Annotated in this window: 19 protein-coding genes and 2 pseudogenes; 18 read left to right on the top strand and 3 right to left on the bottom strand. The window is 39.2% G+C overall.

What is annotated here, in order from left to right:
* Positions 1-37: 37 nt before the first annotated feature.
* From FCV43_RS03295 to FCV43_RS03205, 18 genes and pseudogenes are all read left to right on the top strand, one after another.
* Positions 38-274, top strand: a pseudogene (locus FCV43_RS03295) (transposase); the annotation flags it as partial.
* A 51-nt stretch (positions 275-325) separates the two neighbouring features.
* Positions 326-599: pseudogene (locus tag FCV43_RS20600) on the top strand (transposase); the annotation flags it as partial.
* A gap of 63 nt (positions 600-662) precedes the next feature.
* Positions 663-1664, top strand: a complete 1002-nt coding sequence (locus tag FCV43_RS03280; RefSeq protein WP_136994009.1) for a hypothetical protein — start codon at positions 663-665, stop codon at positions 1662-1664.
* Positions 1661-2872 carry a glycosyltransferase gene (locus FCV43_RS03275; RefSeq protein WP_136994008.1) on the top strand — a complete coding sequence of 404 codons (1212 nt, stop codon included), beginning with the start codon at positions 1661-1663 and terminating at the stop codon, positions 2870-2872. Before FCV43_RS03280 ends, FCV43_RS03275 begins: the two co-directional genes overlap by 4 nt.
* Before the next feature lie 281 nt (positions 2873-3153).
* A complete protein-coding gene (locus FCV43_RS03270; protein WP_136994007.1) occupies positions 3154-4086 on the top strand; it encodes a hypothetical protein in 933 nt (310 codons plus the stop codon).
* Positions 4055-4792, top strand: coding sequence for a glycosyltransferase family 2 protein (locus FCV43_RS03265; RefSeq protein ID WP_136994006.1), 738 nt, complete (start codon positions 4055-4057; stop codon positions 4790-4792). Before FCV43_RS03270 ends, FCV43_RS03265 begins: the two co-directional genes overlap by 32 nt.
* Before the next feature lie 5 nt (positions 4793-4797).
* The gene (locus FCV43_RS03260) at positions 4798-5877 is read left to right on the top strand and encodes a glycosyltransferase family 4 protein (RefSeq protein ID WP_170961595.1); all 1080 of its coding nucleotides are present in this window, start codon (positions 4798-4800) and stop codon (positions 5875-5877) included.
* A gap of 2 nt (positions 5878-5879) precedes the next feature.
* Entirely contained in the window at positions 5880-6992 is a 1113-nt protein-coding gene (gene gmd / locus FCV43_RS03255; RefSeq protein ID WP_136994004.1) for a GDP-mannose 4,6-dehydratase, read from the top strand.
* An 83-nt stretch (positions 6993-7075) separates the two neighbouring features.
* Positions 7076-8035 carry a GDP-L-fucose synthase gene (gene fcl / locus FCV43_RS03250; protein WP_136994003.1) on the top strand — a complete coding sequence of 320 codons (960 nt, stop codon included), beginning with the start codon at positions 7076-7078 and terminating at the stop codon, positions 8033-8035.
* 42 nt (positions 8036-8077) lie between these two features.
* Positions 8078-8533 (top strand): GDP-mannose mannosyl hydrolase, encoded by a 456-nt coding sequence (locus tag FCV43_RS03245; protein ID WP_136994002.1) that lies wholly within the window; start codon positions 8078-8080, stop codon positions 8531-8533.
* 36 nt (positions 8534-8569) lie between these two features.
* Positions 8570-10012, top strand: coding sequence for a mannose-1-phosphate guanylyltransferase/mannose-6-phosphate isomerase (locus tag FCV43_RS03240; RefSeq protein ID WP_136994001.1), 1443 nt, complete (start codon positions 8570-8572; stop codon positions 10010-10012).
* A 21-nt stretch (positions 10013-10033) separates the two neighbouring features.
* The gene (locus FCV43_RS03235) at positions 10034-11461 is read left to right on the top strand and encodes a phosphomannomutase (protein WP_136994103.1); all 1428 of its coding nucleotides are present in this window, start codon (positions 10034-10036) and stop codon (positions 11459-11461) included.
* A gap of 74 nt (positions 11462-11535) precedes the next feature.
* Positions 11536-12717: a mannose-6-phosphate isomerase, class I gene (gene manA, locus FCV43_RS03230; protein ID WP_136994000.1), complete on the top strand. Its 1182-nt coding sequence runs from the start codon at positions 11536-11538 to the stop codon at positions 12715-12717.
* 7 nt (positions 12718-12724) lie between these two features.
* Positions 12725-13465 (top strand): glycosyltransferase family 2 protein, encoded by a 741-nt coding sequence (locus FCV43_RS03225; protein WP_136993999.1) that lies wholly within the window; start codon positions 12725-12727, stop codon positions 13463-13465.
* A complete protein-coding gene (locus FCV43_RS03220) occupies positions 13462-14412 on the top strand; it encodes a UDP-glucose 4-epimerase family protein (RefSeq protein WP_136993998.1) in 951 nt (316 codons plus the stop codon). Before FCV43_RS03225 ends, FCV43_RS03220 begins: the two co-directional genes overlap by 4 nt.
* 1 nt (position 14413) lies before the next feature.
* Positions 14414-14962, top strand: coding sequence for a sugar transferase (locus tag FCV43_RS03215; RefSeq protein ID WP_136993997.1), 549 nt, complete (start codon positions 14414-14416; stop codon positions 14960-14962).
* A gap of 59 nt (positions 14963-15021) precedes the next feature.
* Positions 15022-16188 (top strand): nucleotide sugar dehydrogenase, encoded by a 1167-nt coding sequence (locus FCV43_RS03210; protein ID WP_136993996.1) that lies wholly within the window; start codon positions 15022-15024, stop codon positions 16186-16188.
* A gap of 315 nt (positions 16189-16503) precedes the next feature.
* Entirely contained in the window at positions 16504-18462 is a 1959-nt protein-coding gene (locus tag FCV43_RS03205; RefSeq protein ID WP_136993995.1) for a polysaccharide biosynthesis protein, read from the top strand.
* Positions 18463-18573: 111 nt separating this feature from the next.
* Here the strand turns inward: FCV43_RS03205 and FCV43_RS03200 are convergent, their stop codons facing one another.
* From FCV43_RS03200 to FCV43_RS03190, 3 genes are all read right to left on the bottom strand, one after another.
* Positions 18574-19197, bottom strand: a complete 624-nt coding sequence (locus tag FCV43_RS03200) for a hypothetical protein (protein WP_136993994.1) — start codon at positions 19195-19197, stop codon at positions 18574-18576.
* Entirely contained in the window at positions 19194-20357 is a 1164-nt protein-coding gene (locus tag FCV43_RS03195) for an Arm DNA-binding domain-containing protein (protein WP_136993993.1), read from the bottom strand. The genes FCV43_RS03200 and FCV43_RS03195 overlap by 4 nt, the downstream gene beginning before the upstream one ends.
* A 305-nt stretch (positions 20358-20662) precedes the next feature.
* The gene (locus FCV43_RS03190; protein WP_136993992.1) at positions 20663-22003 is read right to left on the bottom strand and encodes a hypothetical protein; all 1341 of its coding nucleotides are present in this window, start codon (positions 22001-22003) and stop codon (positions 20663-20665) included.
* Position 22004 lies beyond the last annotated feature (1 nt).

The following is a 22004-nucleotide window of genomic DNA, read 5'->3' as shown; positions in this document are numbered from 1 at the left end:
AAGCCTTTATTGACGGGGAAGTTCATGATTTTTCCGTGCGACACGTTCTCACTGGGGCGTAGAAGTAATGCATTGGTCGCTTGATACTGCTTTTTGTGAGGACAACTCTCGCATTCGAGTGGACGATCGAGCAGAGGCTTTTGCAAGGAACAGGCAGATGTGTTTGAATTTGTTAAAGAGTGAAACCACATTTAAAGGTGGCATTAAACGTAAACGGATGAACTGCGCAATGGATGAAAATTACCTAAGTAAGGTTCTTGTAAGCCTTACGTGACGGTGATGTTCATGCGGTTTCCGTGCCGTGGCGAAAGAGTCAGAAATCACGGTGAGATACTACATTAGTTCAAAAGATTTAAGTGCAAAGGAATTGTTAAATGCAACGCGTTCGCACTGGTTAGTTGAGTCTAGATACGGCATTTGGCGAAGATGCTTGCCGAAAACGAGCGGAAGAGAGTGCTGAGAATTTCGCAAGGATCAGACAGATGTGTTTAAATATGCTGAAGAGTGAAACGACTTTGAAAGCAAGTATTAAACACAAAAGAGCGATGTGTGCGATGGATTCGAAGTACCTTTTGAAGGTTCTGGCAAGCCTTTATTGACGGGGATGTTCATGATTTTTCCGTGCTATCAAAAGTAAGTGAAACAGGAAAAGATTAAAATAAATGTTAATAGTTGATTTTGGATTCCACTTCAAGCAAATGATTCATGCAAGTCATTATTGGGGTGAGAGTGAAACAGTTGTTTTAGCGGGACACGAAAATATTGCTACTGGAAAGTTTCGCAGAATACACAGATTTTCAAGAAAGCTAAGCAGTTTGAAAATTTTATTCTTAATGTTAGGTTTTTTGGTTAAAGGTAAAGATGTAGTAGTGTTGACTGCTCCTGAATACGGGAGTAGGTACTATGATAAACTTATACAGTTTCTGTTTTTTCTTGTAACTCATACATTTGGAAAAAAAATCACACTGTATATTAAAAACACACACATTTATGAAAAAAATTCATTTTTGAAGCATTCGATTAAAAATGTTAAAGAGTTACATTTCGAGTCCTATACACAAATGGATTACTTTCGCTCAAAATTGAATTGTAAGTCTAAGTGTATCGTAAGCTATGTTTATTATCCAGATTTGTTAGATATTAGAAATGAGTCAAATATACGTATTGTAACAAAAAAAAGAATAGTTGGTTTGGTTGGCCAGTTTGATTCAGAAAGACGCAATTATGACTGCTTGTTTAGTCTTAGTGATGAATTTTTTAATAAATTTGAAATTGTCCAGATAGGTAGAATCAGATTTAACCATAGTGATACAATGAACGTCTACACTAAACTATATAATAAAGGGATAGTTACTTTTATAAAGGATGATTATACAACGAGTGAAATTGATTATTTAATATCTAAAAGCGATATTTTGTTGTCACTTAATTCATCAGATTTTAACTACGATAAAGGTAAAGGTACAGCCGTTTTTTCTGAAGCTATTTCTCAAAAGAAAAAACTAGTTACTCCTAGTTTTTTACCTCAAAATGAAGAGTTTTTGGGCTTTTGTACTCCTTATGATAATGACCTAAAAACAGCCATTTACAACTCATTAGAAAAGGAAGTCTGTGATACTGAGTGGCATAAATATTCAATCTCATATTTAAGAGGTAAAGTTTGAAAAAAGTAGTTCATATAGTAGGCGGAAAATTAAATAGTGGTGCGGCTTTGGGGGCCCTTTGGCTCCACAAAGAACTGTTACGACAAGGTGTTGATTCTTACTTACTAGTTAACGATACTGGTCAAGACAACAGAATGAACATAATATATCTGTTAAATAGTAAGAAATTTAAGGTATTAAATTGGTTAATTCGACTGGTTAACCGTCTAATTAACATAGTTGTTTTACGAGGAATACCTCAAGTTTTTTCTAATGGTTTACTAGGATATAGCCTTCATAACCACCCAATTGTCAGAAGGGCAGACGTAGTCAATTTACATTGGATAAATGATGGGGTTATATCTTTATATTCAATTAGTAAGATTAAAGCCGAATTGTTTTGGACTGTGAGAGACATGTGGCCAATGACAGCTGGGTGTCACTATAGTTTGGAATGTATCAATTACTTCAGTCATTGCTCTAATTGCCCATTAGCTAAAACTACGCCTCAAAAGCTCTTGTCTAAATTTGTATTCAATTACAAAAAGAAAATCATAAATAAGAAAGGTATTTGCGCTATTGGTATTAGTGCTTGGATTAAGGAACAAATACAAACTCAAGGTATATTTGAAAATGTTATTCTAGTGCCTAACTTTATAGATGCAAAGCTTTTTTACTTGGACTCGGGAAAAGGAATTTATCACTCTGACCGCTATGTTGTACTCATCGGAGCTCAAAATATCAATGATTTTTATAAAGGATTTAGAGATGCAGTTGAAGCTGTAAATTTATTAAGTAATGAGATTAAAAATAATTTGGAAGTTGTAATCTTTGGTAAAATACAGGAGAATATATATGAATATTTTGAAAGTAACGTGGTAGTTACACAGCATGGTTTTATTGACTCTCGCGAGCTTAATTTACTGTATAATAGCGCCGACGTATTTCTTATGCCAAGCCACATGGAAACTTTTGGAAAAACAATTCTGGAATCATTATATTGTGGCTTACCTGTCGTTGCCTATGGAGTTACTGGTCAGACGGATATTATTAAACACAAGCGAACTGGTTATTTAGCTGAACCGTATGATATTAAAGATCTTGTTGAGGGTTTGAAATGGGTTCTTGAAAATCGATCAGAAAAGCTGACACAAGATTGTGCTTATCTATCAAAGTCTAGGTTTTCACCTTCGTTAATTACTAAGAGCTATGTTGAACAGATATTATGAAGTCGTCGGTAATTAGTAAGCAGGGGGTAGGTAGTCAATTTTTACTTTTCCTTGTTATATATTTAACGGTTTTTTCTTGGAGCCCGTTTATTTCGGGTTTTTGGGGGGTACCTATAACATCAATATACCTTCCAGTGTTACTTCTTGCATTTTTTATAATTTCAAGTAAGGGTTACAGTAGGCTATATTTTGATGTATTCGCAATTTGTGTTTTTTTGTCCTTAGTTTGTTTTATTTCTCTCGCACTCAATAATAATATTATTTTTAATAGAAACGTTGCAATGCCATTTGCTTTAGTCCTTTCTCTGTATATTGCCAAAGATAAAGTGATTTTTAGCAAAATAGTTGACGTATGGTCTGTAATTTCACTAGTGGCTTGCGGCTTTGCGATATTTGCCTTTTTATATTCATTTATGGGTTACCCTGAGCTCGCTACCTTTCCTAATCCAAATGGAAAAATTAATGTTATTTTTCCTGGTTCTTTTACTAATTTTAGGTTAGCAAATGGAATTATGCGACCTTCATTCATTTACGATGAACCTGGAGCGTTTTCTTTCTTTTTGACGGTGGTCGCAGTATGCCGAGTCATCTTAGGTAAGGGGCGAAAAGTGACTACTACAATTCTTACTCTCGGATTGATTACGTTTAGCCTAATGCATGTTCTGGTCTTAGGTATATATGTTTTATTTAGTCTGAAATTTAATTATAAGTCAGTGTTATCTCTTATAGGTATTACCTCTTTTGTCCTCTGTTTGATAATTATTAGCTTCGACAAGCCAGAATTCGCCTTTTTTTATGAAAGGTTTAATTTTTCTAATGGAACGTTCGCAGGCGACAATAGAAGTGGTCAAATTTCTAATTTTCTAGATGCTGTTAATACAAGAATTGTGCTTTTTGGTGATTATTATTGTCATGGCCCAGCAGTTTACTCTTGTAGTCAACATGGCGATATATCCTCTTCACCTGTAACACCTCTATATAAAGGAGGGGTCATCTGGCTTATTTTTCAAATTTTTTGTCACCTGGTTCTGTTCCTGTTTTCCTTCGGATGTAGAAAAAGGTTTATGGTTTTTTTGATATTAACTCTATGCCTATTTCAACGTCCATTTTTCACTGATTTGGGCTACCAGATACTAATATTTATACCTGTTTTCTATATGTTACTAAAGTTGGGTTTTTTAAATGAAAATAAAAGTATCGATTATTACAATTAATTACAATGAATCTAATGCATTAAAACGAACTATTGATTCTGTTAGTTCGCAAAAAAAATGCGATTTTGAGTATGTGGTTGTCGATGGTGGATCATGTGATGAAAGTGTTCAAGTCATCAAGAGTAATGCTCATGTTGTAGATATATATATATCAGAGCCGGACAGTGGTATTTATAATGCCATGAATAAAGGTATGGAGTTAGCTAGTGGTGAATATATACTGTACCTCAATTCTGGTGATGTTTTTTCTGACGCTTATGTTGTTAAAAAAATAATAGATGTGTTGTCTTTGATAAATGGGTTTGATGCGTATTATGGTCATGCTAAAGTAGACGATAACAAGGAAAAACGAGTTTCAACCATTGAAAAATATTGGAAGACTATGTTTTACTGTCATCAATCGCTTTTATTGCGTAGAAGTATAGCCCTTCAATATAAGTTTGATGAAAGCTATTCAATAGCAGCAGATTTCGAACAGTCAATCAGACTTCATGCACATGGAGTTAGATTTAGGCCCTTAGACTTCGTTGTTGCATGCATTTCTTCTGGTGGAGTCTCTGATACCAAACGATGGTTGTCTATAAGTCAAAGAATAAAGGCTCTAAAATCAAATCGGTTGTGGAAGAAGCATTATTATCTATATTATGCTTGGGTGTATTTTTATAACTTTGCCATTAGTGGAGTGAAGTTTTTTTTAAGGAAATGATACAAATGTTAGTCTGTGTGGGGCCTATCCCAGAGCCAATTACAGGGCAGTCACTTGCGTTTGAAACCTATGTTAGGAATAGCAAATTCAAACCAGTGTACTTTGATACGAGCACTGATTTTGGAAAAAGCTTAATTGCTAAATCTTTGTCTAGGCTCAGATTGTTTTTCAGTTTTTTTATTTTTATTGCAACAAATAATGCTACTGTAATGTACATAACTACTTCTAGAAGCAATTTTGGTTTTATTTCCGATAGCGTTTTTATGCTACTTTTTAAATGTATATGCAAAGGGAAAATAGTAAATCATCTACATGGTGCGGACTTTGTATCATTTAGGGAAAGTAGTAAATTAAAACGATTGATTGATTATGTTTATCGGTGTGTTGATAAATCAATTGTGTTAACTGATTCTATGGTTGAACAATATTCTAATTATAAAAACATGGAAATTGAGATTGTGGAAAACTTTTCACAAATTAACATTTCATCCATTGAGTTAAATGAAAAATGCAAATCAATATTGAAAGGGAATGAAATTAAAATATTGTACATGTCCAATATAATGTATTCAAAAGGGATAACGCATCTTGTTTCTGCAATTGAAGAGTTAAACTCATCAGGGTTTAATGTTAAATTGATTGTTTGTGGGGATTATGCATCCGATGATTTTTTATCAAAGATAAAAATAAAAAATCAGTTTGAAATTCTTATGTCAAAATTTAATTTTATAGAATATAGAGGTGTGATTCAGGGAGCTCAAAAGAAAAAAGTTTTTTTTGATTCGGATATATTCTGCTTACCAACTTTTTATAAAACCGAGGCGCAACCGTTATCTATATTTGAAGCTATGGGGTGTGGTTGCCAAGTAGTAACCACAAAACATAACTATATTCCAAGTTATATAAATGATAAAGAAGCATATCTTGCTGAACCAAGGGATGTTTTTAGTTTATTTAAAGAAATAAAAAAAGCGATAGAAGATCGTGATTCTGAAATGATAAGAAAGAATTACGAAAAAATATTAACAGTTAACTCTATACAAAATCACGTTGAACGTGTAGACAGATTGATTGAGGAATTTTAAGAATGTCAAAAAAAGTGGCTTTTATCACTGGTATTACTGGTCAAGACGGCTCATACCTGGCCGAACTTTTGGTTGAAAAAGGTTATGAAGTTCATGGTCTTATTCGTCGAGCATCATCATACAATACAGAACGTATTGATGCGCTGGTAAATGATGGCGCTAACATTAAATTGCACTATGGCGACCTAACGGATTCTTCAAACTTGATTCGATTGGTTAAAGAAATCCAACCAGATGAAATTTACAATTTAGGTGCGATGTCACATGTGGCTGTTTCTTTTGAGTCCCCAGAATATGTTGCTGATGTAGATGGTATGGGTACCCTTCGTCTTCTTGAAGCTATTCGTATCAACGGCTTGGAAAAGAAAACTCGCTTTTATCAAGCTTCAACTTCAGAGCTGTATGGTGAAGTTCGTGAAATTCCTCAGCGTGAGACAACTCCTTTTTATCCACGCTCTCCATATGCTGTAGCCAAAATGTATGCATACTGGATTGTGGTTAACTACCGTGAATCATATGGTATGTACGCATGTAATGGTATTTTGTTTAACCACGAGTCACCGCGCCGTGGTGAAACTTTCGTAACCCGTAAGATTACTCGTGCTATTGCTAACATCTCTCAAGGCCTGGAATCTTGTCTTGAACTCGGTAATATGGATGCGTTGCGCGACTGGGGACACGCTAAAGATTACGTTCGCATGCAATGGATGATGCTGCAGCAGGATCAAGCAGAAGATTTTGTGATTGCTACTGGTAAGCAGATCTCTGTACGCGAGTTTGTTCGTTTGTCAGCGAAGGAAGCGGGTATAGAACTTGAGTTTTCTGGTAAAGGTATTGACGAGATCGCTACTGTTGTTGCTATTGATGAAGAAAAATCACCAAAAGCAAAAGTTGGTGATGTCATTGTAAAAGTAAACCCTCGATTCTTCCGTCCCGCAGAAGTAGAAACACTGCTTGGCGACCCAAGTAAAGCGAAAGCCAAGCTTGGCTGGACTCCAGAGATCACAGTCGAAGAGATGTGTTCAGAAATGGTCGCGTCTGATATTGACAAAGCAAAGCAACACGCAGTTCTAAAAGAGTACGGTTTTGACGTTGCTATCTCTCTAGAAAGCTAATTATGCAGTAAAACTGATTCGTTTATATTACAGAGCTCTTTAACTCGGGCTCTGCTTTTTCTATTTAAATTATCGGTACTAGTATGAAAAGAGTATTTGTAGCTGGTCATAAAGGGATGGTTGGGTCTGCTATTGTTCGCCAGTTATCTAAAAACAGCTCTGTAGAAGTTATCACTAGGGAGCGTAATGAACTCAACCTGCTTGACGCGCTCGCTGTCGATAAATTTTTTGCAGCTAGCCATATTGATCAAGTTTATCTTGCGGCTGCGAAGGTCGGTGGAATTGTTGCCAACAATACGTACCCTGCTGAGTTTATTTACCAAAACTTGACGATTCAAAACAATATTATTCACTCTGCGCATCTACATGGTGTTCAAGATTTATTATTTTTGGGGTCCTCTTGTATCTATCCAAAGTTTGCACAACAACCGATGCGTGAAGACTCTTTATTGACGGGCACTCTAGAAGAAACTAATGAACCTTACGCAATCGCTAAGATTGCAGGTATTAAAATGTGTGAGTCTTACAACCGCCAATATGGTCGCAACTATCGTTCAGTCATGCCAACAAATCTGTATGGTGAGAATGATAACTTTCACCCACAAAACTCTCACGTTATTCCTGCGTTGTTACGACGTTTCCATGAAGCGAAATTAAATGCTGACAGTAAAGTTGTGGCGTGGGGTAGCGGCAAACCGAAGCGAGAATTTTTGCACGTCGATGATATGGCGGCAGCCTCTATTTATGTGATGAACCTCGCTCAAGAGGTATATCAAGAGAATACCCAAGAAATGCTCAGTCACATAAATGTAGGTACCGGTGTCGATTGCACTATTCGTGAGCTCGTTGAGACTGTGGCAAAGGTGGTAGTCTTTGAAGGCAAAATTGAATTTGACACTACGAAGCCAGACGGCACGCCTCGTAAGTTAATGGATGTTTCACGTTTGAAGAGCTTAGGGTGGGAAGCTAAGACGAGTCTAGAAGATGGTTTAACAATGACTTACCAGTGGTTCCTAGAAAATCAGGAAAATTATCGCGGTTAAAGTACCGAGGGTAGAGCTAGTATAAGGACTCAAACAAAGCCTATGTTTTTAAGTAAACAACGATTCTCTGAAGTAATTGAAAGTACGCCATTAGTTTCAATTGATTTAGTTATTGAGGACGAAAGTGGTCAAATTTTACTTGGAGAACGTTTAAATCGTCCCGCTCAAGGTTTCTGGTTCGTTCCCGGCGGTCGCATTCTTAAGGATGAAAAGCTTGAAGATGCCTTTGCTCGTTTAACTTTAGAGGAGCTTGGACATGAATTTCAGTTCTCTCAAGCTATACTGTTAGGGCCTTATACTCACCTCTATGGTGACAATGTATTTGGCAATGCATTTACGACTCATTACGTCGCGATCGCTTATAAGCTTGTTGTCATTCGCTCTGAATTGAACTTACCTACGAATGTACAGCATTCCCGTTACCACTGGTATAAACAAGATGAACTATTGACCAGTGATAAAGTACATATTCATACCAAATGGTACTTTAAAAAATAACTAAAACATCACCTAATTAAAAACAACGAGTTGACTATGCTTATTCCTGTAATTATGGCTGGCGGTTCAGGTAGCCGTTTATGGCCTCTATCTCGAGCGAAATATCCTAAACAATTTCTAGCAGTCACCGGTGAGCAAACCATGCTTCAACAAACGCTTAGTCGCATGGTTGGCCTAGAGCATAATGCTCCATTTGTTATCTGTAATGAAGAACATCGCTTCCTAGTTGCTGAACAACTTCGCCGTATTGATAGCCACCATAGTGGAATACTATTAGAGCCCGTTGGGCGTAATACTGCTCCTGCTATCGCTCTAGCAGCCAAATTTGCCCTAACTGCAAACCAAACTTCAGGTGAAGATGCGTTGATGCTGGTTCTTGCTGCTGATCATGTGATTAAAGATACTCAATCTTTCCATCAATCGGTGCAAGCTGCAATTCCTTATGCGCAACGTGGTGATATGGTTACATTCGGTATCAAGGCGAATACGCCAGAAACAGGCTATGGCTACATTAAAACCGGCGATACAGTTACCGTTGCGGATGAAAGTCGAGGTTTTAGCGTCGATAGTTTCGTCGAAAAGCCTAATTTCGAAACGGCAAAGCAGTATCTAGAGGATGGTAGTTACTTATGGAACAGCGGTATGTTCTTATTCAAAGCATCGACTTACCTTGAAGAGTTAGCGAAGTTCCGACCAGATATCTTAAAATCATGTGAAAGTGCCTATGATAGTCATTTTGATGACCTTGACTTTATCCGCATGTCATCTGAATTGTTCTCACAGATCCCAGATGAATCAATCGATTTTGCGGTAATGGAAAAAACTGAAAAAGCGGTTGTCGTTCCTATGAATGCAAGCTGGAGTGATGTTGGTTCTTGGTCAGCGCTTTGGGAAGTTAATAACAAAGATGAACAGGGAAATGCAACTCGTGGTGATGTGTTAACTGAACAAACTCGGAATAGTTACATTTATTCACAGAATAAACTCGTTGCTACCGTTGGTGTTGAAAACCTCATCGTTGTAGAGACGAAAGATGCGGTACTAGTTGCGGATAAAGATAAGGTTCAAGATGTAAAGTCGATAGTAAATCAGCTAAAACAACAAAACCGAGCGGAGTGTCAGCAACATCAAGAGGTATATCGCCCATGGGGTTCCCATGAGATGGTATCTGAGGGTGAGCGTTACCATGTGAAGCAAGTACTGGTTAAGCCAAAAGAAAAAACAGCACTGCAGATGCACCACCACCGAGCTGAGCATTGGGTTGTTGTATCAGGTACGGCTAAAGTGACAAAAGGTAATGAAACCTTTCTTCTAACTGAAAACCAATCAACTTATATTCCGGTGGGGACTCCGCACTCTGTAGAAAATCCGGGACAGGTGCCTTTAGAGCTTATTGAAGTTCGTTCAGGTTCATACTTAGAAGAAGACGATATTGTTCGTTTTGATACCCAAGCATCTGCGTCTGGCGGCGACTACTAACTACCTATTGAGATAGAAATGATGACAACAAAATTAATCAGTAGTGAAGTGCTTAGTGCTTCAGGCGTTCAATTTGGTACTAGTGGTGCGCGAGGGCTCGTCACTCAGTTTACATCGGACGTTTGTGCCGCATTTACTCACGCATTTGTCGCGTCAATGCGTAGCAATTTTTCTTTTACTCAAATGGCTGTGGCAATTGATAATCGCCCTAGCAGCCCAGAAATGGCAAGCGCTGTAATTCAAGCGCTTACTGATGCAGGTGTAGAGGCCATTTACTACGGTGTTATACCTACCCCTGCTCTGGCGTTTACCGCAATGCAAGACAATATGCCTTGTATCATGGTTACTGGATCTCATATCCCATTTGATCGCAATGGAATTAAGTTCTATCGTCCTGATGGAGAGATCACTAAAGCAGATGAACAAGCAATCTTAGCTAAAAAAGTTGACTTTAGTGCTATCAATGAGCTGCCTAAGTTAACGGTAGACTTTCGAGCGGCTGAGCTTTATCTAACGCGTTATACCGAATTGTTTGACGCAGATTTACTAGCAGGAAAGCGTGTCGGTATTTATGAGCATTCAAGCGCAGGGAGAGATATTTATAAAGGGCTCTTTGAATCGCTTGGAGCTGACGTCATTTCATTGGAACGTACTGATGAGTTTGTTCCAATTGATACTGAAGCTGTAGCTGAGTCTGACAAAGAGAAAGCACGGTCTTGGTCCAAGCAGTATAATTTAGATTTTATTTTCTCTACCGATGGAGACGGCGATCGTCCTTTAGTTGCCGATGAAAATGGTGAGTGGTTGAGAGGTGATATCCTCGGCTTGCTTTGTTCGAAAGCGCTTCAAGTAGATGCATTAGCAATACCTGTAAGTTGCAACACTATTATCGCAGAGTCTCCTGGATTCAAAGCTGTTTCTAAAACTCGTATTGGTTCTCCTTATGTTATCGCTGAGTTTTCTGAATTAGCAAAAACCTATAAGAGAATTGCAGGGTTTGAAGCTAACGGCGGATACTTGCTAGGAAGTGATGTATTGGTGAATGGAAGGACTCTGAAGGCGTTGCCAACCCGGGACGCAGTTTTGCCAGCGCTAATGTTACTTTTCCTTGCGAAAAAATCATCGGTCGAAAGTTTGGTAAGTAATTTACCACAGCGCTTTACACATAGTGACCGCATTCAAAACTTTGCAACGGAGAAGAGTTTATCGATATTAGAGAGTGGTCGCGAGAATACTGAGCAACTATTAGATAAACTGGGCTTTGAAAACCTTGATGCAGCCTCTATTGATAACACGGATGGTCTAAGAATCGAACTATCGAATAATACTATTATCCACTTACGTCCGTCTGGGAATGCGCCAGAGCTTCGCTGCTATGCGGAAGCTGAACGAATGGGAGAGGCGATTGTTTTAGTCGGGCAAGTGCTAAATAAGATTCAATTAATTTAGCTTACCCTAATAAATAACCGAGAGAAGAGCTATGTGATTAAGACGTAGCTCTACTTTTTTGAGAGCCATTTTCTATGATTTACACGTTAAAGAACACAATAAAAAACTTCCCCTGGGGGAGTCGAACTGCGATTCATGATTACTTTGGGATTGATAATCCAACTTCTGAACATCAAGCGGAGCTTTGGATGGGGGCTCATCCTCTAGCCAGTTCTAGTATTGTTGTTAACGATATTGATGTTAGCTTGTGTGATGCGATTACTCAGAACCCTGAATATTGGTTAGGTAAACAAACAAAGGTATCTACCTCCTCACTTTCCTTTCTTATGAAAATTCTCGCAGCAGAAGAACCGCTCTCGATGCAGGTGCACCCTTCTAAATCTGCGGCTGTGCAAGGCTTTGCTCTCGAGAATAAGAAAGCAATACCATTCGATGCGGCAAGTCGTAACTATAAGGACGACAACCATAAGCCAGAATTGGTTTATGCGATTACACCCTATTTAGCGATGAATGGCTTTCGAGAATTTGAGAGCATCGTTACATTCTTTGAGTATCTGGGTATTGCTTCTATTGAAGACATCTTTACTCCTTTTAAAGACAAACCATGTTCAACGAGCCTCAAAGCGTTTTTTTCAGCATTACTTTCATTAAATGGTGAGAAAAAACACAAAGCAATTTCAGAGTTAATTTCCTCATTAAAAATAAATGGTAGTGAATTCCCTGAAGAGGCAGCGCTCGTTGAGCGTTTTCAAAAGCTGTACCCGCAAGATATCGGGTTATTCTCGCCTTTATTTTTGAACGTTATTGAGCTTAAGCCTGGTGAAGCAATGTTTCTTTATGCTGAAACTCCTCATGCCTACATTCGCGGATTAGGGATTGAAGTCATGGCAAACTCAGATAATGTTCTCAGAGCGGGTCTGACACCAAAGCATATTGATGTGGAAGAGTTAGTAAATAATACCAAGTTTGAGCCAATTCCTTTTTCTGAACTCACAATGAAGCCAGAAAATATCGAAGGGAGAGAAGTTTACCCTATTTCTGTTGAAGATTTTAAGTTTGATATCTTAACTCCGAATGAAGGTATTGATATATCAGTATCTTCTGCAGAGATATTATTTTGTTTATCAGGTAATGTTACGGTAATAGTGGGCTCAGAAAGTCGATTGGTAATGAAGGGAGAGTCCGTAGCCCTTCCCGCTGCTACAGAAAACTATTCAGTATTAGGTAAAGGGCAAATGGCCCGTGCTTATTATTAAGGTGTATATGAAAGTATCTATTATTACGGTTTGTTACAATGCAGAAAAAACAATACGGGATACAATTGAATCTGTAATAAGTCAATCGTACAGCGATATTGAGTACCTTGTTATTGATGGTGGTTCGTCAGACGGCACTATGGATATTGTTAATGAATATAGAGACTCCATTGGTGTTATTATCTCTGAAAAAGATAATGGTCTTTATGATGCGATGAATAAAGGAATGTCTCTAGCAACTGGAGAACTTATCGGTGTTTTGAATTCAGATGATGTGTTTTATACCCCCTTTACGATTGAAGAGATTGCTGCTCTAGCTCAGGGTTCTGATGGGGTTTATGCTGATATTGGTTTCTACAATGAGACTTTAAGCAAAAAAACGCGACATTATTCTTCTAAGGGGTTTCATAAGGCTAAGTTTTCTCGTGGTTTTATGCCTGCTCACCCGTCGTGTTACCTTAAGAGAGATGTTATTTCTCAGGTTGGAGAATACTCATTAGAGTATAAAATTGCGGCAGATTTTGACTATTTGGTACGAGTGTTCTCTTTACCTCAAGCGTCCCTTGCTTATCTTGATAAAGAGGTGGTAAAAATGCGCGAGGGAGGAGTAAGTACATCAGGAATTTCTGCCAATATACTGCTAAATAAAGAAATTATTCATTCTTGCAAGAAGAATGGGATGCCGTGTTCGTGGTTATCAATCTTGAGCAAGTACCCGGAAAAATTACTAGGACTGGTTTTTAAATGATATTCATAACAGGCTCCAATGGCTTTTTAGGCAGTCATTTGGTTAACAGACTTGGAGATCAAACACTTTCGTTACTTGATCGTGGCTCACCTAAAAACCCATCTAAGCATCGTTTTTTGCAGGCTGAAATTAACAGCACATCCGATTATACAGATGGTTTGAAGGAGTGTAATACGGTTATTCATTGTGCTGCTCGAGTTCATATAATGGATGATGAGTCGATAGACCCTCTTAATGATTATCGAGAAGTTAATACAGCAGGAACACTGAATTTAGCTAAACAAGCTGTAGAGTCTGGTGTTAAAAGATTTATTTTTATCAGTAGTGTCAAAACCAATGGTGAACATACTAACGGCAAACCTCCTTTTAGCTTTGAAAGCCCTAGACTCCCAGAAGATTTTTATGGTCAATCGAAGTCTGAAGCTGAAGTTCAATTACTAGATCTAGCTCAAGATACTGGGTTAGACGTTGTAATCATCAAGCCAACCTTAGTTTATGGTGCTGGTGTTAAAGCTAATTTTGCATCTTTAATGAATTTGGTTTCTAAAGGTTTACCTTTGCCATTTGGTTTAATTAATTCAAATAAGCGTAGCTTAGTGTCTGTGATAAATTTAGTTGATTTAACTGTTACCTGCATCGAGCACCCTAAAGCGAAAAACCAAGTGTTTTTAGTTTCAGATGATCATGATGTTTCTACTTCTGAAATGGTAAAACAAATGTCAGTTGCTTGTGGTAAGAGAAACTTCCAGTTGCCTGTTCCTGTTTGGTGCTACAAACTTGCGGGTAAGTTACTGAAAAAAGAAGATGTGGTTGATCGCCTTATTGGTTCTTTACAAGTAGATATTTCTCATACAAAAGAAACATTAGGCTGGACACCTCCCCAGTCTTTACAAGGTGGCTTTAAAGAAACCGCTGACTATATTTTAAATAAAAGAGGTAATAAGTAACATGATTCGTTTAATCGATTTTCTAGCTTCTTTTTTTGGGTTGTTTTTCCTATGGCCAGTTCTTGTTGTTGTAACCATTATCGGTATGTTTGATACTGGTTCACCAATTTTTATTCAAGAACGTGTAGGGCGTAATAAGAAACCATTTAAACTGATTAAGTTTCGTACCATGAGTGTTGAAACTAAATCAGTAGCAAGCCACCTAGCAAGTAATGCATCAATTACTCAGCTTGGTAATTTTCTACGTAAAACTAAGATCGATGAATTGCCGCAATTGATTAACGTTGTGAAAGGTGAAATGAGCCTAGTTGGTCCTCGTCCAAACTTGTTTAACCAAGAAGAGTTGATTAAAGAGCGTGATGCACTAGGCGTGTATGATGTGTTACCGGGGGTTACTGGATTAGCTCAAGTGCAAAATATCGATATGTCTACGCCAGAGTTGTTAGCTAAAGTCGATAAACAAATGATTGAGTCACTGACATTGAAAGATTATTTTAAGTATATCTTGATGACGGTAACTGGCAGTGGTTCTGGTGACGCTGTTAAGTAGAACTTATTACAAGAATATATCCCTATTTTATTTTAATTTACAAACATGTTTGGCTATTTATGAAAATTGCAATTGCCGGTACAGGCTATGTAGGCTTATCAAATGCGATGTTGTTGGCCCAACATCATGAAGTTGTCGCGGTTGATATTATTGAAGAAAAAGTGAAACTACTTAACGATAAATTATCACCCATCGTCGATGTTGAGATTGAAGACTTTTTAGCGAATAAACCGTTAAACTTCACTGCAACACTAGATAAACGTTTAGCGTACTCAAACGCAGAGTATGTCATCATCGCAACACCAACAGATTATGATGTAGATAGTAATTACTTTAATACTTCATCGGTTGAAGCTGTAATTAAAGATGTCATGGCGATTAACCCAAATGCTACAATGGTTATTAAGTCTACCGTCCCTGTGGGTTATACTGCTCGTATTAAAGAAGAACTCGGGTGTGATAATTTACTTTTTTCTCCAGAGTTCTTACGTGAAGGTAAGGCGCTTTATGACAACCTATATCCTTCTCGTATTATTGTAGGTGAACGCAGTGAGCGAGCTAAAGTATTTGCTGATTTATTGGTTGAAGGAGCGAAGAAACAAGGCATTGAAGTCTTGTTTACTGACTCTACAGAAGCTGAAGCGGTGAAACTGTTTTCTAATACTTACTTAGCACTGCGAGTATCTTATTTCAATGAGCTGGATACTTATGCTGAATCTCATGGGTTGGACTCTCGTCAAATCATTGAAGGTGTTGGTTTAGACCCACGTATTGGCTCTCATTATAACAATCCTTCGTTTGGTTACGGTGGTTACTGTCTACCTAAAGATACCAAACAATTGCGAGCTAATTATGCAGATGTTCCAAATAATATTATCGGAGCCATTGTTGATGCAAACACTACACGGAAAGATTTTGTTGCTGATTCGATTTTAAGTAAGAAGCCTAAAAGTGTTGGTATCTATCGTCTTATCATGAAGTCTGGATCAGATAACTTCCGAGCATCGAGTATTCAAGGTGTGATGAAACGTATCAAAGCGAAAGGTGTTGAAGTGGTGGTGTATGAGCCAGTTTTAGAAGATGATGAGTTTTTCCATTCAAAAGTCATACGCGACTTGCAGGAATTCAAAAATAGCTGTGACGTGATTGTTTCAAATCGTATGGTCGATGAAATTAAAGATGTTGCAGGCAAAGTTTATACGCGTGATTTGTTCGGCTCTGATTAATGGACACCAATAGTGCGCACCATTAGAACAGATCGTTGGTCTTGTCGCCTTTACTCTAGTAATCATTGGCTTAGTGATTAGAGTGTCTCAGGCGTGAGACGTTTGATCGTCTAGGATCCTTTTTTGAGACGCACCATAAATACCCCAATAGGCTTAAATTTGAGACTATTGGGGTATTTATCGACAAGACATTGAGAGTAGAATGCGTCGTTCTTATGATTGATTTACTTTGTCTGTAAACGAACAACGCTTCAATCAGCTCCCATTTATACTCCTTATATAAATCCGTAAATACCAATAAATAAGAATAACTTTATGCAACGTCTAAATTTTATCTGGCAGCTCTCTCGCTTACATAAGCGGGTCATCAGTGTGATTATCGACACTTTGCTTATCTTGTTTGCTCTGCATGTCGCTTTGTGGACCCGGTTGGGTGATGTAAGGTTTTTGAGTGATGGTGATAATGTAATACTGATTGGCTTAACGGTCATATCAACCGTACTTATTTTTACCAAAATAGGACTGTATCGAGCGGTTCTCCGATATCTCACTTTTCAAGCCCTGTTTGTGGTGACGGCTGGTGCGGTACTGTCGGCGTTAGCCTTGGCTGTATTCGCTTATTACTTGCAAGAGCCGATCCCTCGTACCGTTCCAATTATTTATGGGGCCTATTTGGCGTTATTGTGTGGTGGCTCTCGTCTTGTGGTTCGAAATCTTGTGGCGACAACGTCAAAAGACACTCGTAAAGAGGTCCTTATTTATGGGGCGGGCTCTGGAGGACGACAATTAGCGGTTGCCCTGCGCGCCTCTGAAAATTATCGTATTCGAGCGTTTATTGATGAAGATGACACGCTCACCAATACGATGATCCTAGGATTACCTGTCGTCGATTTAGATAAAACTCAAGCGTTGATTGAAAAATATGACATTTCTAAGATTTTGCTTGCGATCCCAAGTGCATCTCGCGCTCGACGTAAGCAAATCTTAGACTTATTAGCACCACTGCCGGTCGAGATCCAGACCGTGCCAGATATGGCGGATATCGTATCGGGCAAAGCGAAAATTGATGAACTGACGGATGTACCGATTGAAGATCTACTGGGTCGTGATGCGGTTGCGCCTCAGCAAGTTCTGATGGAAGCCAACATTAAAGGCAAAGTGGTGATGGTAACCGGTGCCGGTGGCTCGATTGGTTCAGAGCTTTGCCGTCAAATCTTAAAGCAACAGCCTAAAACATTGGTTCTCTTTGAGGTTTCAGAGTTTGGTTTGTACCAAATCGATCGTGAACTCTCTTTAGTGAAAGAGACCAAGGGTTATGACACTGAAATAGTACCATTATTAGGTTCAGTTCAGCGTTCACATCGCTTATTAACTTCTATGAATTCCTTTGGGGTGCAGACGGTTTATCATGCAGCGGCTTATAAACACGTTCCTCTGGTTGAATATAACGTTGTGGAAGGCGTCCGTAATAATGTGTACGGCACCTACTACACCGCGAAAGCGGCCATTGAAGCAGGCGTTGAGTCGTTTGTTCTGATTTCCACAGATAAAGCGGTGCGTCCAACCAATGTGATGGGCACAACCAAACGCATGGCTGAGTTAGGTCTGCAAGCTTTAGCTGAGCAAGAAAACCAGAAAAAGAACGGTACACGTTTTTGTATGGTACGTTTTGGTAATGTGCTTGGTTCTTCAGGTTCGGTCATACCACTATTTAAAAAGCAGATTAAAGCGGGCGGCCCTCTCACGGTTACTCACCCAGAGATCACCCGTTTCTTTATGACCATTCCTGAAGCCGCGCAATTGGTGATTCAAGCAGGCGCGATGGGTAAAGGAGGGGATGTCTTTGTTCTTGATATGGGTGAGTCAGTTAAGATCACTGATCTTGCGGAAAACTTGATCAAGCTTTCTGGCTTGTCAGTTAAGAATGAAGAGAATCAACATGGTGATATAGAGATTAAATTCTCAGGTTTACGCCCTGGAGAGAAACTTTATGAAGAGCTATTGATTGGCGACAATGTCGAAGGTACTGCTCATGAGCGTATCATGACGGCAAAAGAAATCTTCCTACCATTCAGTGAATTTGAGCTAATTTTGAATAAGCTTGATAGCGCTTGTCATGATTTTAGCCATGAAGATATCCGCCAAATTTTACTTGATACACCAACGGGTTTTAATCCAACCGATGGAATTGGAGATCTGGTGTGGAACGCCAAAATTCGAGATACACAAGATGAACTTAAAAACGATACTGTTATTGAGTTAAACGCAAACTAATCGTCGTTTCTCTATCTTTAAAAGCCCACCAATACTTTATGTGTTGGTGGGTTTTTTCGTTTAAGGTTACGTAAGGCGTGAGTGTTTTTTTGATTACACTTAAATTTCCGGCTAGTTAGGATATGGAAAAAACTGTACGTTAAAGTTGTGCAGTGAAAATGGTGGAAAGGCTTTATGTGCTAGCATGACGATTTTATGTGTTTCTAGCTCTATCACCATTATCGCGGTTTGGTGGTAATACACTAAGCACTGCTGGTTCTGTTTTTGAAGTTCTGCGGCAATACACAGCGACTGAGTCAGTTGCAAGTGTTTATGCCAAAGAACATCTTGCTCTATTGGCGCTTTGCGACAGCAACATGATGCCGAGGCTAGCCAGAATTTAATGAGTGGCAATTCTGGGTAGCGGTGGTGTAGGTGAATATCACTTTGAAAACATGGGGTATCGCTAAAACACATTTTCACATATTCGGAAAGCGCTTGATAGATTTCTACATTGTGACGTATTTCTTGCCAAGATCGCTGGGCATACAGTGAAAGCATGTCTTGAAGTGGTGCGCTAGGTGTTATAGAAAAACGGTCTTCTGATGTCCACCATAATTGACGAACTTTTTGAGATAATCCCCCCAATGCAATGACCGCTAACATATTATCGGTAGCGCCATCAAACGATAGTAACTGATCAAGCTTTTCAAATGTGGATAGAAATGAGAGCGTGCTACTTACCGGAGTACTCATGCTGCACCTCCTAACATCATATTGTTAAAAGCTATCCCATCTTGACGGGAAGCATTCGCGACGTAAGGTGCGTACACCTCAAAAAGAAGCTTGGTGTCGCTGTGCCCGAGTTTGTGAGAGATATAGAGTGGATTCTCATGCGCGGCAATGTGTAAGACTGCGGCTGTATGACGAGTTTCGTAAGCGCGGCGGCGTTGAAGTCCTGCTTTGGCCAATGTTGGGTGCCATACTCGCTGGCTAATATAGTGAGTATCTAACCCTCTGCCTGTATTTGATGGGAATACAAATGGACTGTCGTTTTCTCTTTTCTCCCATTGACGCTTTAACGCCGCGTACAAGGTATCGCACATTTGTAAGTCGCGACGTGACTTGGGCGTTTTCACATCACAAACTTCCCCATTCACATAATTTTGTCTAATACGAATCAATCGATGGTCAAAATCAATGTGTTCCCAATGTAGTCCATGCACCTCACAGCTTCTCATCCCAGTCCAAAACCTCAGTAAAAAGTAATCATGCCACTTCTCATCGCAGCACTCTAAAAAGCAGCGAACCTCTTCCATCGTCATTGGCTTGGAATCCGCTTTCTCTTCTTTGAGGGATTTGTAGCGTCGAAATGGATATTTAAAGTCATGTTCTTCAGCGGCAAGACTAAGTATCGCAATAAGTGGCCACAAAATATTATTAATGCGTTTGTTGGTGAGTTTGCGCTCGCCATTACCTTTTTTTGTTTCTTGTAGCGTTTGACGGAAAAACTCCACTTGAGACAGTGACACCTCGGAAACGAGCGTATTGCCAAAGTGCGGAATGAGGTAGTGTTCGAGTGTGTTTCTGACCACGCTTTGATAACTACGTTTCCAGTTGCCTTTTTGACGCTCAAACCACTGGTTCGCAAAATCATTGAAAAACGGATAAAGACGGTCGGGGTATTTATCTCGCTGTAAGGATTCAAACAGGTCGACTTTTTTACTGTGTGGGAAGTAGTCGCGGTATTGAAAGGTGCCAAGGTCAATCTCGGCGTTCATCTGCTTGAGTGTGGCCTGGGCAAGCCTTAAATTTTTCGGGGTCGCCATTTGTTTGGTGCCTTCGCGAAAGCGCTGACCGTACAAATGAAGATCGAACTGAATGCGCCCGTTAGGACGTACGCGAATATGAGCCATAGTGGCCTCCATTGGTTTTAGATCTCTAAATAGATCTGTCCCTCACCAATGGAATTCGCTAGAATCGAGCCATCGGCTGGGTCGTTTAAACTCGGGCAGCCGGTGCGGGGTAGGGAGGTTGCCGCCTTCCTATCCCAACTGCATTTTTACTCTTCTCAAACTTGGGTGTGTATTACGGCTTCATTGTTAAATGACTCCGTCCCTGCTTGTATAAAGTTTCATCATTTACTTTAGATCTATACTGTATTAATGTCCAGTGCTTGTGGCGGTTTTTATGCGCAAATGTTTGCACTGTGTGGCAAGTTTTAAAACATTGCCTCTAAATCTAAAGTGTGGTTTTCTCCTGTTTTTTCCGGTTTAGCCAAGCCGTTATCTTTGTGATAATCATCCAGTTTGCGGTTGATCTCTCGGATTATCTGCGCATTGTTAATCATTTCGACAGAAAGGGATTGTGTTGGGATATGTTTTTTAGCCTCGTCAAAGAATCCCATATACGTTTCGAGTCGGTCGTTTTTATAGATACTGACTTTCATCTCTTTCATTTCAGTTAGATTAGATATTCTCAGGTCGATAAACTCTTTTAAATGAAACTGTACAATGAGTTGCTCGTTGCTTTTCATGGATAAACTCGACACTAAAATGGGTTTGGCATGAGTTTCATTTTCAACTTGCGCGACTAAGAACGAATCCTCTTTTTGGATCACAAAATACGCAATGTCTTGAGAACGAACGTCAAGGTAGCTGCGTAAAGCTCTAACTTCAGCTTTGAACGGAGATATATCGATAGTAAAGGTGGAAAATACATCAAGCGTATCGGCCACTTTTTGCTTAAATTCATCAAGTTCCTCGAGCGATAGTTGCGAGCATTGTTCTGATGTTTTGATAATAAGTCGGTTGTTTTCTTGTCGGATAAGTATGTCTTTATCTGCGGTGTTTTTGAGCACGTGCTCAAGAAGATCGACGCCGTGTTCAGATGAAGTGAACGAATGTCCGAGATCGATATTAAGATTTGTCTTGCTGATATCAACTTGATCATCGCGCATGATTTTGAGCTCTTTCGTACCCGGATCAAACTCTATCATTTGGAAAGGTAAATGTGGTTTTATCTCATGGATAAGGCTTTGACAGGTAGACTTGGTGATTTTTTGATAGTCACGCTGAATGTCTGAATCAATAAACTTAATGTGCGCTTCAAACGTGTTATGCGCCTTAATTTGACGGCGACAAGCGCGGGCAAGAATGGCCTCGGTATCATTTTTCTCGTTTGGAAGAGAGACCTCCTTAGTATCGTAGATAATGATAGAAGGATTGGGTTCTTTTAAATGGCAGTCAATATGGAGGGTAATGAAGTCTTCTTTCGTGAGGCGTTGGAGGTCGATTGCAGATCGAAGCCAGTTCTCAAAGACATCGCCCGATAGTGAGAATGAGCGTAGCGTGTTGACCGCTAGGATGTCGTCATTCAAATCCAGTGCGACAAATGAATATTCAGGAGCATGCCCCCCGACCATTTTGCAGTGTTTCTTGTCAAAATCAAAACAGAAGCTGACGCAAAAATCGTCGCTTTTGTTGATGAGTTGATCTTGAATGCGCTTTAAAGTTGCGGTTGCATTCGTGTTGATATGCAGTTGAACTATCTTATTTTTCATT

The sequence above is a fragment of the Vibrio genomosp. F6 genome (genome assembly GCF_005146325.1).
GTDB classification, from domain to species: Bacteria; Pseudomonadota; Gammaproteobacteria; order Enterobacterales; family Vibrionaceae; genus Vibrio; species Vibrio cortegadensis.
The sequence above is the reverse complement of the archived record's forward strand: the minus strand, read 5'-3'. Positions and strand labels throughout refer to the sequence as shown.